The organism is Saccharothrix sabaoui, assembly GCF_051756985.1.
GTDB lineage: Bacteria > Actinomycetota > Actinomycetes > Mycobacteriales > Pseudonocardiaceae > Actinosynnema.
In genome coordinates this window covers 1-14,152 of record NZ_JBPKJK010000203.1, presented here as the reverse complement: position 1 = coordinate 14,152, position 14,152 = coordinate 1, and the positions used below count along the sequence as shown (strand labels likewise).

At 72.9% G+C, this 14,152-nt stretch carries 12 protein-coding genes and 1 pseudogene; all 13 read right to left on the bottom strand.

The annotated features are described in order from the left end of the window. On the bottom strand, positions 1-2,219 hold a 2,219-nt coding region (locus ACR807_RS37305; RefSeq protein WP_438926224.1), incomplete at its 3' end, for a polyribonucleotide nucleotidyltransferase. 233 nt (positions 2,220-2,452) lie between these two features. After that, positions 2,453-2,722: a 30S ribosomal protein S15 gene (rpsO, locus tag ACR807_RS37300; RefSeq protein ID WP_438926223.1), complete on the bottom strand. Its 270-nt coding sequence runs from the start codon at positions 2,720-2,722 to the stop codon at positions 2,453-2,455. A 123-nt stretch (positions 2,723-2,845) separates the two neighbouring features. Beyond that, positions 2,846-3,280, bottom strand: a pseudogene (locus tag ACR807_RS37295) (2'-5' RNA ligase family protein); the annotation flags it as partial. 130 nt (positions 3,281-3,410) lie between these two features. Then, a complete protein-coding gene (locus ACR807_RS37290) occupies positions 3,411-3,893 on the bottom strand; it encodes a helix-turn-helix domain-containing protein (protein WP_438926222.1) in 483 nt (160 codons plus the stop codon). An 89-nt stretch (positions 3,894-3,982) separates the two neighbouring features. Then, the gene (locus ACR807_RS37285; protein ID WP_438926221.1) at positions 3,983-4,924 is read right to left on the bottom strand and encodes a bifunctional riboflavin kinase/FAD synthetase; all 942 of its coding nucleotides are present in this window, start codon (positions 4,922-4,924) and stop codon (positions 3,983-3,985) included. A gap of 28 nt (positions 4,925-4,952) precedes the next feature. After that, positions 4,953-5,366, bottom strand: coding sequence for a hypothetical protein (locus ACR807_RS37280; protein ID WP_438926220.1), 414 nt, complete (start codon positions 5,364-5,366; stop codon positions 4,953-4,955). A 344-nt stretch (positions 5,367-5,710) separates the two neighbouring features. Next, positions 5,711-6,655 carry a tRNA pseudouridine(55) synthase TruB gene (truB, locus tag ACR807_RS37275; protein WP_438926226.1) on the bottom strand — a complete coding sequence of 315 codons (945 nt, stop codon included), beginning with the start codon at positions 6,653-6,655 and terminating at the stop codon, positions 5,711-5,713. Beyond that, positions 6,631-7,950, bottom strand: a complete 1,320-nt coding sequence (locus ACR807_RS37270) for an MFS transporter (protein WP_438926219.1) — start codon at positions 7,948-7,950, stop codon at positions 6,631-6,633. Before ACR807_RS37270 ends, truB begins: the two co-directional genes overlap by 25 nt. 117 nt (positions 7,951-8,067) lie before the next feature. Beyond that, positions 8,068-9,537: an MATE family efflux transporter gene (locus ACR807_RS37265; protein WP_438926218.1), complete on the bottom strand. Its 1,470-nt coding sequence runs from the start codon at positions 9,535-9,537 to the stop codon at positions 8,068-8,070. Further along, positions 9,534-10,553: a DHH family phosphoesterase gene (locus ACR807_RS37260; protein WP_438926217.1), complete on the bottom strand. Its 1,020-nt coding sequence runs from the start codon at positions 10,551-10,553 to the stop codon at positions 9,534-9,536. The genes ACR807_RS37265 and ACR807_RS37260 overlap by 4 nt, the downstream gene beginning before the upstream one ends. Positions 10,554-10,661: 108 nt before the next feature. Further along, on the bottom strand, positions 10,662-11,111 hold the full coding sequence (rbfA, locus tag ACR807_RS37255) for a 30S ribosome-binding factor RbfA (protein ID WP_438926216.1): 450 nt from the start codon (positions 11,109-11,111) through the stop codon (positions 10,662-10,664). A gap of 13 nt (positions 11,112-11,124) precedes the next feature. Next, a complete protein-coding gene (locus ACR807_RS37250; RefSeq protein WP_438926225.1) occupies positions 11,125-11,421 on the bottom strand; it encodes a DUF503 domain-containing protein in 297 nt (98 codons plus the stop codon). Positions 11,422-11,499: 78 nt separating this feature from the next. After that, positions 11,500-14,152, bottom strand: a 2,653-nt coding sequence (infB, locus tag ACR807_RS37245) for a translation initiation factor IF-2 (protein WP_438926215.1), incomplete at its 5' end; no start/stop codon positions are given.

The window sequence follows — 14,152 nt, the reverse complement described above, 5'->3', positions numbered from 1 at the left end:
GCCGGAGCGGCGTCCTGCTCGGGCGCGTCGGCGGCCGGGGCCGCGTCGGCGTCCTCGTTGACCAGGACCAGGCTGATCTTGCCGCGCTGGTCGATGTCCGCGATCTCGACGCGGAGCTTGTCGCCGACCTTCACGACGTCCTCGACCTTGGCGATGCGCTTGCCGTTGCCCAGCTTGGAGATGTGGATCAGGCCGTCCTTGCCCGGCAGCAGCGACACGAACGCGCCGAACGCCGCGGTCTTCACCACGGTGCCCAGGAAGCGCTCGCCCACCTTCGGCAGCTGCGGGTTCGCGATGGCGTTGATCAGGTCGATGGCGGCCTCCGCGGACGGGCCGTCCGCCGCACCGACGTAGATCGTGCCGTCGTCCTCGATGGAGATGTCGGCGCCGGTCTGCTCGGTGATCGAGTTGATCATCTTGCCCTTGGGCCCGATGACCTCGCCGATCTTGTCGGTCGGGATCTTCACCGACGTCACGCGCGGCGCGAACGGGCTCATCTCGTCCGGGCGGTCGATGGCCTCGGCCATGACCTCCAGGATGGTCAGGCGCGCGTCGCGGGCCTGGCCCAGGGCCTTGGCCAGCACGTCGGACGGGATGCCGTCGAGCTTCGTGTCCAGCTGGAGCGCGGTCACGAACTCCTTGGTGCCGGCGACCTTGAAGTCCATGTCGCCGAACGCGTCCTCGGCGCCCAGGATGTCGGTCAGCGCGACGTACTCCGTCTTGCCGTCGACCTCGTCGGACACCAGGCCCATGGCGATGCCGGACACCGGCGCCTTCAGCGGCACACCGGCGTTGAGCAGCGACATCGTCGAGGCGCAGACCGAGCCCATCGACGTGGAGCCGTTCGAGCCCAGCGCCTCGGACACCTGGCGGATCGCGTAGGGGAACTCCTCGCGCTTGGGCAGCACGGGCGTGAGCGCCCGCTCGGCCAGCGCGCCGTGGCCGATCTCGCGGCGCTTCGGCGACCCGACGCGGCCGGTCTCACCGGTGGAGAACGGCGGGAAGTTGTAGTGGTGCAGGTAGCGCTTGTGCGTCTCCGGGGACAGCGAGTCGATCTGCTGCTCCATGCGCAGCATGTTCAGCGTGGTGACACCCAGGATCTGGGTCTCGCCGCGCTCGAACAGCGCCGAGCCGTGCGCCCGCGGGATGACCTCGACCTCGGCCGACAGCGACCGGATCTCGGTGAGGCCGCGGCCGTCGATGCGGACCTTGTCGCGCAGGATGCGCTGGCGGACCAGCTTCTTGGTCAGCGAGCGGAACGCGGCGCCGACCTCCTTCTCGCGACCCTCGAACTGCTCGGCCAGCTTCTCCAGCACCGACGCCTTGATCTCGTCGGTGCGGGACTCGCGCTCCTGCTTGCCCGCGATGGTCAGCGCCTGGGACAGCTCGCCCGCCGCGGCCTGCTCGACGGCCTCGAAGGCGTCGGTCTGGTAGGCCGGGTAGGTCGGGAAGTCGCCGGTGGCCTTCGCGGCGACCCGCGCCAGCTCGGCCTGCGCCTCGCACAGCGACGCGATGAACGGCTTGGCGGCCTCCAGACCGGCGGCCACCACCTCCTCGGTGGGCGCCTGCGCGCCCTCGCCGACCAGGTCGATCACGCGCTCGGTGGCCTCGGCCTCGACCATCATGATCGCGACGTCCTCACCGACGATGCGACCGGCGACGACCATGTCGAACACGGCCTTCTCCAGCTGCTCGTGCGTGGGGAACGCCACCCACTGGCCCTCGATCAGCGCCACCCGGACGCCGCCGATGGGGCCGGAGAACGGCAGGCCCGCGAGCTGCGTGGACGCGGACGCGGCGTTGATCGCCACCACGTCGTACAGGTCCTGCGGGTTCAGGCTCATCACCGTGATGACGACCTGGATCTCGTTGCGCAGACCGTCCACGAAGGACGGGCGCAGCGGGCGGTCGATCAGGCGGCAGGTCAGGATCGCGTCGGTCGACGGGCGACCCTCGCGGCGGAAGAACGAGCCGGGGATGCGGCCCGCCGCGTACATGCGCTCCTCGACGTCCACCGTGAGGGGGAAGAAGTCGAAGTGCTCCTTGGGGTGCTTCGACGCCGTGGTGGCCGACAGCAGCATGGTCTCGTCGTCCAGGTAGGCGACGACGCTGCCGGCGGCCTGGCGGGCCAGGCGGCCGGTCTCGAAGCGGATGGTGCGGGTGCCGAACCGACCGTTGTCGATCACAGCGGAAGTCTCGTGGACCTCGAATTCCGTCATGCGGAAAACTCCTCGTCGTGCGGGCCGCAGCGCGCTCGGGTGCGGGATCGCGGTTCGGACGAGGCCGGTCTTCGATCGAAGTCCCCTGGTCATCTCCACTGCCAGGGGGCCACTACCGAGGACCGGCGAACTGTCGTCCCGTGCGCCGCGCTTACGTCCCTCGTCTTTGTTGTCTTGTTCTTACCTAAGCCGAAGGGGGAGTGATCGTCGTGATCACTCCCCCCCGGCACGTCTCACCTGCGCAGACCGAGGCGACCGATCAGGTCGCGGTAGCGCTGGATGTCCACCTTCTGGAGGTAGTTGAGCAGCCGGCGGCGACGGCCGACCAGCAGCAGCAGACCACGACGCGAGTGGTGGTCGTGCTTGTGCTTCTTCAGGTGCTCGGTCAGGTCGGCGATGCGCTTGCTCAGCAGCGCGACCTGGGCCTCGGCGGAGCCGGTGTCCGTGTCGTGGACGCCGTACTCGGCGAGGATGGTCTTCTTCTCAGCGGTGGAGAGTGCCACGTTCCTGCTTCCTGGTTCTCGTCTTCCCGTGCCGTGGGGCCCCGCTCGCGCGAGGTAGTCGGTACTGGCCGCCACGGACCGCAGCCAGACCCAACTGTCGAGGTTACCAGTAGTGGCGAACGACTACCCGTTCGGCTCGTCCGGCGTGCTCAGCGGCACCCGGTCGAGGACGGTGTAGCCCCCGGTCGGGCCGCTGCGCACCAGGGCCACCTCGGTCGGCGTCCACTCGCGACCGGTGAAGTCGACCACCGGCAGGACCCCGCCGCGGGCGACCGTCAGGTGTGGACGCCAGTCGGCCCGCACGCCCGCCGCGCGCGCGAACCCGGTCAGGTCGCCCTCGACGCCGATCCACAGCACGTTCGCGAAGTGCCCGCCGCCCCGCAGCCGCAGCACCGGCGCGGCCAGTCCCCGCAGGCCCGCGAGCTGGGTCGCCGGGTCCGGCTCGGCCGCGCCGAAGAACCCCACCGTCACGTGGTAGCGATTCGGGTCGGTCCAGCGCAGCGCCGGGTGGGCGCGGCGCACCGGCCGCAGCGCCTCGTGCAGCTCGGCCACCACCGGCTCGGGCGGGAAGAGCGCGGAGAAGGTGTTCCGCTGTCCGGACCGCCGTGTTCACGGTGTTCACGTCGTTCGTTCGTCGTTCATTTCGTCCGCTTTGTCGTTCGTGTCGTTCGTTTGTCGTTCAGGGTGTTCAGTCGCGTTCCTTCGCGGCGCGGCGCAGCAGCTCCGCCAACGCCGGGAAGTCCTCGCCCAGCACGTCGGCGGCCTGCGACAGCTCGCGGCGGTCGGCCAGGCGGCGCAGGAACGGGAACACCACGGCCTCGTGGTCGGCCAGGTTCACCGGCAGCGACTCGCGGCTCACCGTGGGCTTCGAGTCGCGGACCTCGTCCAACGCGCGCTGGAGCGCCTCCGGGGCACCGGTGGCCACGTCGGGGGTGAGGACCTTGCGCTCCAGCATGATCATCCGCGCCAGCACCGACGGGTTGCCGATCTTCGCGCGGCGACCGCTCATGACCTGGCTGAGCATCGGGGCGCTGATCCCCAGGACGTCGGCGAGCTGTGCCTGGGAGACGTTGAACGCGACCACCAACCGGCGCACCCGGTCGCCCAAGGGCTCCCCGTACCACTCGCGCTGCAACGCGAGGTTGCGCTGGACGATCTTGTGGTCCTCCACCTGCGCCTCTCCCTAGCCCGCTCGACGTGACAGCATCTTGCCAGGCCGACCCCCGCGACAAGGGTGGTTCCACCCACCTGGTTCAACCGTCACAGCCGCTCTTCGGCCACCAGGACGTCGCGGGCCACGGCCACGTCGCGGTGCATCTGCTCCAGCAGCGCGTCGACCGCGTCGAACTTCTCCATGCCGCGCAGGCGTTCCACGAAGTCCAGCGCCACCCGCTGGCCGTAGAAGTCCTCGTCCACGTCGAGCACGTACGCCTCGACGCGCCGCTCCCGGCCCGAGAAGGTCGGGTTCGTGCCCACGCTCACCGCCGCCCGCAGCCGCTCCCCGTCGCCGCGGACGAACCAGCACGCGTACACGCCGTCCGCGGGCACCGCCGCGAAGCGGGTCGTGGACAGGTTCGCAGTCGGGAAGCCCAGCTCCTTGCCCCGGCCGTCGCCGCGCACCACGATGCCCTCCAGCCGGTGCGGCCTGCCCAGCGCGTGCGCGGCGGCCGCCACGTCACCCGCGTCGATGCACGCCCGGATGTAGGTCGACGAGTACGTCACCCCGTCATCGGTCACCAGATCCGCCCCCTCAGTCACGAAGCCGAACCGCTTGCCCAACGTGCCCAGCAGGTCGACGTTGCCCGCGGCCTTGAAACCGAACGTGAAGTTCTCGCCGACCACCACGGCCGTCGCGTGCAGCCGCTCCACCAGGATCTCGTGCGCGAACTCGTCCGCGGGCATCCGGGACACCTCGGGGGTGAACGGGATGACGCAGAAGACGTCCGCGCCCAGCCCCTCGACGAGCTCGGCGCGGCGGTGCAGGCTGGTCAGCTGCGCGGGGTGGCTGCCCGGGCGCACCACCTCGGCGGGGTGCGGGTCGAACGTCATGACGACGCTCGGCACCCCCTTCGCCGTCGCCAGGTCCACCGCGCGGCCGATCAGCGCCTGGTGGCCCCGGTGGACGCCGTCGAACACGCCGATCGTCACGACGCAGCGGCCCCAGCCGCCCGGAAGGAGGTCGAGCCCTCGCCAGCGTTGCACGCGGCAAGCGTACGGGGCGGGCCCCGGGCTACGGGTTGGGGTTGACGTCCCGTCCGGCCTGGTAGACCGTGCCGCCGTCGCGGGCGACCGCGTTCTGGTTGATCGTCGTGGGCGAGTTGACGGTGACCGAGCCCAGGTTCCCGGCCTGCACCACGCCACCGTGCACCGTGCCGCTGATCGTGTTGTGCACCGAGGGCTCCCGACGAGCCCGCTCCGGTCGCTCCGACCGCTCCGACCGGGGCGGCGTGGCGGCGCCCTGCTCGGCCGGCCTGGCGTGCGGCTGCTGCTGCATCCGCAGGGTGATCGCCACGCCCAGCACGGTGAGCAGCACGACCACCACCCAGGCCAGCGGGTCACCGGCCGCGTCGGTGGCCACGTTGATGGCCACACCGGTAGCCGAAGTAACCCCACCCGCCGCCGCGGGCAACACCCATCGCGCCATGTGCCCCACGGTAGGTCCGGGAAGCCGAACGCGGAACCGCTATCGGCGGAGAGCGGCCAGGAGGCTTCGCGTTCACCGGAACCGGTGAACGGTGCAACGAGGGACAACCCCGACCGCATTTCTTCCGTTAGCCGGAGGAACACGGCACAGCGGCGGCAGGAGCGGGCGACGCCACGAGCCGGGCCGCGGGAGCGAGCAGGAGGCGCGCCCGGTGGGGTCGGTCGGGCTGGGCCGGGTTGGGCGGGCTCGGGCGGACGCTCGGGCGGGCTCGGGCGGCCTCGGGCGGGTGGGGCGGCCTCGAGCGGGTGGGGCGGCCTCGAGCGGGTGGGGCGTTCGGGGTGGGGTCAGTCCGCGGGGGTGAGGACCACCAGGGGCTTGGCGATGGGGCCTTCGTCCTTCGCCAGGGCCACGACGTGGCCGTCCGGGCCGAAGACGCCGTACGTGCCGTCCAGGCCACCCGCGGGGAGGCGTTGACCGTGGGAGAGGGCCACGGCTTCCCTCGGGGCGATCTCGCGGCGCGGGAAGGCCGTGGACACCGCCGCGTCCAGGTCCAGGGACAGGCCGGGGGTGTCCTCCAGCTGCTGGAGGGTCTTGGCGACCCGCAGGTCGAAGGGGCCGACCCTGGTGCGGCGGAGGTTGGCGAGGTGGCCGCCCACGCCCAGGTCCGCCCCCAGGTCGCGGGCCAGCGCGCGGACGTACGTGCCGGACGAGCACTCGACCATCACGTCGATCTCGGTGGCCTCGCCCTCCCGCCGGATGCCCAGCACGTCGAAGCGGTGCACGGTGACCGGGCGGGCCGGGATGTCGACGACCTCGCCGTCGCGCACCCGCGCGTAGGCGCGCTTGCCGTCGATCTTCACGGCGCTCACGGCGCTCGGCACCTGCTGGATGGCACCGGTCAGCTTGGCGACGCCCGCGCGGATGGCGTCTTCCGGGACCTCGGACGCGTCGGCGCTCGACACGACCTCGCCCTCGGCGTCGTCGGTCGTGGTGGACGCGCCCAGGCGGATCGTGGACAGGTACGCCTTGCTGTCGAGCGCGAGGTGGCCGAGGAGCTTCGTGGCGCGCTCGATGCCCAGCACGAGCACACCGGTCGCCATCGGGTCGAGCGTGCCCGCGTGCCCGACCTTGCGGGTGCCGAGGATGCGGCGGACCTTGGCGACCACGTCGTGGGAGGTCATGCCGTCGGGCTTGTCGACGACGACGAGGCCGGGCGCTACGGGCGGACGGGACGGGCGAGGAGATGCGGGCACGAGCGGACATCTTAGGCGTCGGCCAGGACGTCCCAGCGCCGGCGACGCAACTGCACCGGCACGGTCTCCCCCCGGTCGAGGGCGGCGAACACGGCGGCCCGCGCGCGGCGCCACCAGACGACCGTGCGCCACACGCCGACCAGCAGCACGGCGACCACGGACAGGAACGCGACCCGGTAGGCGTCGGGCGCCGGGGTGGACGCGGTGACGTCGAGCAGGACGCCCACGGCGAGCGCGGTGAACGTGATGGCGCCGAACCCGCCGACGTTGGCGACGCCGGTGGCGGTGCTGACGCGGTGCAGCGGGTTGTAGTCGCGGACGAGCGCGAAGGCGACGCCGGACACGGGGTTGCCGATGGCGAGCAGGGCGAAGACCGCGTAGAGGACGGGGGTGGGCAGCACGCCGCCGGGCCAGCCGAGCAGCACGGCCCAGCACAGGACGGCCACGCCGAGGTAGGCGCCGACGATGGGCATGCGCCACTCGGGGTGGCGGGCGATGACGGTGCCCATGACGGGTCCGGCGACGACGGCGACCACGACGAGGGTGCTGAGCACGGCGGACGCGGCGGGGCGGGTGAGGCCCTGCGCTTCGACGAGGTACGGGAAGCCCCAGAGCAGGCCGAGCAGGGCGGGGGTGGACATGGAGGTGAAGTGGACCCAGAAGCCGAGGCGGGTGCTGGGTTCGCGCCACGCGGTGGCGACGCGCGGGCCGAGGGTGCGCAGCGGCACGGGTTCGGCGGCGGGTTGGGGCACGCCGTCGGGTACCTCGCGGACGCGCCAGGCGACGACGGTCGAGTAGCCGGCGGTGGCGATGCCGGCGATGAGGAACGTCGCGGTCCAGCCGGTGTTCTCCAGGAGGAGGGTGAGCGGGACGGTGGCGACGAGGTTGCCCGCGCCGCCGAGGGCGGCGGACAGGGTCATGACGACGGTGAAGCGGCGGGGCGGGAAGTGGGCGGCGGCGAGCCGCAGCACGCTGACCCAGGTCATGGCGTCGCCGATGCCGAGGACGGCGCGGGCGGCGAGGCCGACGGGGTAGGAGGAGGCGAGGGCGAACAGGACCTGCCCGGTGCCCATGAGCAGTGTGGCGGCGGTGAGGACGCGGCGTGGTCCGAAGCGGTCGACGAGGAGGCCGGTGGGGATCTGCATCAGCGCGTAGAGGCCGATCTGGAGCACGGTGAACGTGCTGAGCGCGGCGGGTCCGACGGAGAACCGCTCGGACGCCTCCAGGCTGGCGACGCCGAGCGAGGTGCGGTGGAACAGTGCGGCGACGTAGACGGCGACGGCGGTTGACCAGATCAGCCACCCTTGTTTCGTGGCGCGATCGACCGGCAAGGGACGACTCCTCGTAGACCGTGCGGCGGCACTCCCAGTATCGAGAAACAGTTGCCTTGTGTTAACGATTCCCGCACGTGCCCCTCACCACACCGGACCGGGGTCGGCCGCCGCGCCTCACCGCACGGCGCCGACCCTGGCCCACTCACCGGAACGGGTGCGCGCCAGCACGGCGACCAGCCGCAGCACCATGAACGCGGTCAGGCCGGTCCAGATGCCGACGAGCCCCCAGCCGAACGCGTGGGACGCCCACACCAGCGGCAGGAAGCCGAGGGCGGCGGAGGCGAGGGTGGCGGTGCGCAGGAACCCGGCGTCGCCCGCCCCGAGCAGCACGCCGTCGAGGGCGAACACGACGCCGGCGACGGGTTGGAGGGCGACGAAGAACCACCAGGCGTGCGGGATCTCGTCGAGGACGAGCCGGTCGGTGGTGAACACCAGGGGCAGCGGCCCGGACAGCGCCGCGAACAGGACGCCGAGCAGCACGCCGAACACCAGCCCGTAGCCGGTGACCTGCCAGGCGAACCGGCGGGCCTGGGCGCGGCGGCCCGCGCCGAGGGCCGCGCCGACGATGGACTGGGCGGCGATGGCGAGCGAGTCGAGGACGAGCGCGAGGAACGTCCACAGCTGGAGCACGACCTGGTGCGCGCCGACGGCGGCGACGGAGGTGCGGGCGGCGACGGACGCGGCGGACAGGAAGCACGCCTGGAACGCGAGGCTGCGCAGCACGAGGTCGCGGCCGAGGCCGAGCTGGGCGCGCATGCGGCGCGGGTCGGGCCGCAGGGTGACGTGCTCGGCGCGCAGGGCGTTGCCGAAGAGGGCGGCGGAGAGGAACTGCGCGATGACGTTCGCGATGGCCGAGCCCTCCAGGCCCCAACCGGCGACGTGCACGAACAGGGGGCACAGGACGGCCGAGATGCCGTTGCCGACGAGCACGTAGCGCAGTGGTCGGCGGGTGTCCTGCACGCCGCGCATCCACCCGTTGCCGGCCATGGTGACCAGCACGAACGGCGCGCCGAACAGGGCGATGCGCAGCCAGGCGACGGCGTTGTCGGCGACGTCGCCGGGGCCGGCGAGGAGGTGCGCGGCGGGGACGGCGAGGAGCTGTCCGAGCACGATCACGAGCGCGCCGACGGTGAGCGCGAGCCAGGTGGCCTGCACGCCCTCCTCGACGGCCTCGGTGCGGCGGCCGGCGCCGAACAGGCGGGCGGCGCGGGCCGTGGTGCCGTAGGAGAGGAAGGTGAGCTGGGTGGCGACCTGGGTGAACAGGACGCCGCCCAGGGCGAGGCCGGCGAGGGGCAGTGCGCCCAGGTGGCCGACGACGGCGGTGTCGACCAGGACGTAGAGGGGCTCGGCGGCCAGGACGACCAGGGCGGGGGCGGCCAGGCCGATCACGCGGCGCGCGGGGACGCGATCGGCGTCCTCGTCGGGGTCCGGCGCGGTGTTCACGTTGTTCAGGGTCGTGTTCGCGGTGTTCGCGGTGTTCAGCGTGTCCGGGCCGGTGTTCGGCGTGTTCGGACCGGTGTTCGGGGTCGTGCTCGCGGTGCTCGGCGTGTCCGGGCCGGTGTTCGGTGGGGTGTCGTCGGTCATCGACCCGCTACCTCGGCCAGCGCCTCCCGCAGCCGCTGGAGCACGGCGTCGGCCGGTCCGGTCGCGGTGAAGCCCGCGGCGAGGCGGTGGCCGCCGCCGCCGAGGAGGTGGGCGACCTCGCGGACGTCCACCCGGCTCACCGCGCGCAGCGACACCGACCACGTGGCGGGCCGCAGCTCCTTCAGCACGGCCGCCACCTCGGCCTCGGCGGTGGTGCGCACCAGGTCGACGACGCTCTCGACCTCCTCGGGCCGCAGCCCGGCGGCGTCGTCGAGCGTCACGACGGCGTGCACGAACCCGAGCCCGCCGGCGGCGTCCGGCTCCAGCCGCGCCCCGCGCAGCACGGTCGACAGCATCCCCAAGTAGCCGAACGGGTGGGAGTCCATGAGCGGCCGGGAGACGGCTTCGGCGTCGACGCCCGCGGCGAGCAGCCGGGCCGCGACCCGGTGCGTGGACGCCGACGCGTGCCGGAACGAGCGGGTGTCGGTCACCAGTCCCGCGTAGACGCAGCGGGCGATGGGTTCGTCCAGTTCGACGCCCAGTTCGTCGAGCAGCCGCAGCACGACGACCGCGGTGGCCTCGGCGCGGTCGTCGACGACGTTGACGTGCCCGAACCGGGGGTTGGACACGTGGTGGTCGAGCACGACGACCACGCCGGCGGTCCGCACGCGGTCGCCGAGCGGGCCGAGCCGGCCGACGCTGCCGGCGTCCAGGGCGACGAGGACGGGTGGCGCGGCGGGCACCTCGGAGGCGGGCACGAGGAGGCCGGCGACGTCCAGGTCGCGCAGGGTCTCGGGCACCTCGTCGGGTGCGCCGAACGACACCCGCGTGGTCACGCCGCGGCGGTGCAGGGCCAGGCCGAGCGCCAGGGCGCTGCCGAGCGCGTCCGCGTCGGGGTTGACGTGGGCGAGCAGCGTGACGTCGCCGGCGGAGGACAGGACGCGGGCGGCGGCGGCGAGGTCGGCGGCGATGTCGGGGGCGGGGCCGGCGGGGTCGCCGGTGGGGTCGTTGTGCACAGCCGGAACGCTAGTCGGCGCGGCCCGGGTGGACTCCAGTCGGCATCCTCCCGGACCGCGCCGGTCACAGCTCCGCCCGCCCCGGTGTCCCGGAGGGGCGGCTGGTGCCTACTCGCCGTCCTCGGTCTCGCGCGGCGGCTTGTACGGGTCGGGCTCACCGGCGGGTTCGGCGCCGGACGCGATGCGCGCCACCTCGGCGTCCGCCTCGCGCGCCCTGGCCAGCAGCTCGTCCATCCGCCGCGCCTCGTCGGGCACGGTGTCGGTGATGAACGTCAGCGTGGGGGTGAACCGCACGCCGGTCTGCTGGCCGACCATGGTGCGCAGCACGCCCTTGGCCTTCTCCAGCGCCGCCGCGGCGCCCGCGAGGTCCGGCTCGGAGTCCAGCTTCTCGCCGAGCACGGTGTAGTAGACCGTGGCGTCGTGCAGGTCGCCCGTCACGCGGGTGTCGGTGATGGTGACGCGGGCCAGCCGCGGGTCCTTCACCTGGTGCTCCAGCGCGGAGGCCACGATCTGCGAGATCCGCTTGGCCAGCTTGCGAGCCCGTGCCTGGTCGGCCACGGCGCTCCCTCCTTCAGTCGTCCTCCGGCCCGACGAGCCTGTGGCGGGCGGAGAGCAGTTCCAGTTCGGGTCGTCCGGCGACGAGCCGTTCGCAGGCGTCCAGGACTTCCCTGACATGCTCGGCGTCGGCGGCGACCACCGCCACTCCGATCAACGCGCGGCGGTGCAGGTCCTGGTGGCCGGCCTCGGCGGCGGACACCTCGAACCTGCGCCGCAGTTCGGCCACGACGGGCTTCACCACGGACCGCTTCTGCTTCAACGAGTGGACGTCGCCGAGCAGCACGTCCAGCTCAAGGGCACCGACGAACAGGGGTCATCACCACGGGGTATCTCGAAGGGGTGCGGGGTCGTCCCGGAGGACGACCCCGCACCTCCTGTCCGGAGACGGTCAGGCGCGCGGCTTCTCGCGCATCTCGAACGTCTCGATGACGTCACCGACCTTCAGGTCGGCGTAGTTGCCGAGCGTCAGACCGCACTCGTAGCCCTCGCGGACCTCGGTCGCGTCGTCCTTGAACCGCCGCAGCGAGCTGATCGGCAGGTTCTCCTGGACGACGTTGTTGTCGCGCAGCAGGCGGGCCCGCGCGTTGCGGCGGATCTCGCCCGAGAGCACGAGGCAACCGGCGATCGTGCCGACCTTGGAGGACTTGAAGACCTCGCGGACCTCCGCGCGGCCCAGCTGGACCTCTTCGTACTCCGGCTTGAGCATGCCCTTGAGGGCCTGCTCGATCTCGTCGATCGCCTGGTAGATCACCGTGTAGTAGCGGACGTCGACACCCTCGCGGTTCGCGAGCTCGGTCGCCTTGCCCTCGGCCCGGACGTTGAAGCCCAGGACGATGGCGGAACCGGCGACGGCGAGGTTGATGTCGCCCTCGGTGATGCCACCGACGCCGCGGTGGATGACCCGCAGCTCGACGTCGTCGCCGACCTCGATCTTCATGAGCGCGTCTTCCAGTGCCTCGACGGTACCGGAGTTGTCGCCCTTGATGATCAGGGTGAGGGCGCTGGTCTCCTTCAGCGCGGCGTCCAGGTCCTCCAGGCTGACGCGCTTCCGCTTCGCCGCGTTCATGGCGTTGCGGTTGCGGGCCTGGCGGCGCTCGGCGATCTGCCGGGCCACCCGGTCCTCCTCGACCACGAGGAACGTGTCACCCGCACCGGGCACCGAGGTGAGGCCGATGACCTGCACCGGGCGCGACGGGGTCGCGACGGTGACGTCCTCGCCGTGCTCGTCGACCATGCGGCGCACGCGGCCGTAGGCGGCGCCCGCCACGATCGAGTCGCCCACGCGGAGCGAACCGCGCTGCACCAGCACCGTGGCGACCGGACCGCGACCGCGGTCGAGGTGCGCCTCGATGGCGACGCCCTGCGCCTCCATCTCGGGGTTGGCGCGCAGGTCGAGCGACGCGTCGGCGGTCAGCAGGATCGCTTCCAGCAGGCCGTCGATGTTGATGCCCTGCTTCGCCGAGATGTCGACGAACATGGTCTCGCCGCCGTACTCCTCGGCGACCAGCCCGTACTCGGTGAGCTGCTGGCGGATCTTGGCGGGGTTGGCCCCCTCCTTGTCGATCTTGTTGACCGCGACCACGATCGGCGCGTTGGCCGCCTGGGCGTGGTTGATCGCCTCCACCGTCTGCGGCATGACGCCGTCGTCGGCCGCCACCACGATGACCGCGATGTCGGTCGAGTTCGCACCACGTGCACGCATGGCGGTGAACGCCTCGTGACCCGGGGTGTCGATGAAGGTGATGAGGCGCTCGTTGCCCTCCAGCTCCGTGTTCACCTGGTAGGCGCCGATGTGCTGGGTGATGCCACCCGCTTCGCCCTCGGCCACCTTCGCGGTGCGGATCGTGTCGAGCAGTCGCGTCTTGCCGTGGTCGACGTGACCCATGACGGTGACGACCGGCGGGCGGATCTCGAGGTCCTCCTCGCCGCCGGCGTCGTCGCCGTAGGTGATGTCGAACGTCTCCAGCAGCTCGCGGTCCTCCTCCTCGGGGGACACGACCTGCACGGTGTAGTTCATCTCGGAGCCGAGCAGCTCCAGGATCTCGTCGGACACGGACTGCGTCGCGGTGACCATCTCGCCGAGGTGGAACAGCACCTGCACCAGCGAGGCCGGGTTGGCGTTGATCTTGTCGGCGAAGTCGGTCAGCGAGGCACCGCGGGGCAGGCGGATCGTCTCGCCGTTGCCCTTGGGCAGGCGGACGCCGCCGACCGACGGCGCCTGCATGTTGTCCATGTACTCCTGGCGCTTCTGGCGCTTGGACTTGCGCCCGCGCCGCGCCGGACCACCGGGGCGACCGAAGGCGCCCGCGGCACCGCCGCGACCACCGGGGCCACCGCCACCGGGACGACCGCGGAAGCCGCCGCCGCCACCGCCGGCCGGGGCACCGCCGCCGCCACCGGGGCGGAAACCGCCACCGCCGGCGCCACCGCCGCCACCGCCACCGGGGCGGAAGCCACCGCCACCGCCGCCACCGCCGCCACCGGGACCGCCGCGGAAGCCGCCGCCGCCGCCACCGCCACCGGGACGACCGCCGCCGCCACCGGGACCGCGGCCACCGCCGGCACCACCGGGGCCGCCGCCGGGACGACCGCCACCGCCACCGGGGCGGGGACCGGCCGGACGACCGGGCATCATGCCCGGGTTCGGCCTGGGCGGCATGTTGCCGGGGTTGGGCCGGGGGCCACCGGGGCCACCGGAACCACCCGGACGGGGACCGGCCGGACGCGGGTCACCGGGCTTGGGACCGGTGGGCCGCTCGGAGCGGTCGCCGCCGCCGGGGGTCTGCGGGCGCGGGCCCTGCGGACGCGGCGCGGGAGCGCCACCACCGACGCCGAACGGGTTGTTGCCCGGGCGCGGCGGCCGGGCACCGGCGGGCTTGGGGGCCTGCGGGCGCGGCGGGACCACGGACGGGGGGTTCTGCGCCGCGGCGGGTTGCTGCTGCTGGGGCGCGGGGCGCGGACCGGGACGCGGGCCGGCGGGCCGGGAGGCCTGCGGCTGCTGGGTCGGCGCCGGGGCCTGGGCCGGCTGCTGGGTCGACGCG

What these genes read in the sequence shown, in the direction of transcription:
- ACR807_RS37280 (WP_438926220.1), bottom strand. Translation starts at nt 5,366, where the DNA reads ATGGCGCGATGGGTGTTGCCCGCGGCGGCGGGTGGGGTTACTTCGGCT.
- ACR807_RS37265 (WP_438926218.1), bottom strand. Translation starts at nt 9,537, where the DNA reads ATGACCGACGACACCCCACCGAACACCGGCCCGGACACGCCGAGCACC.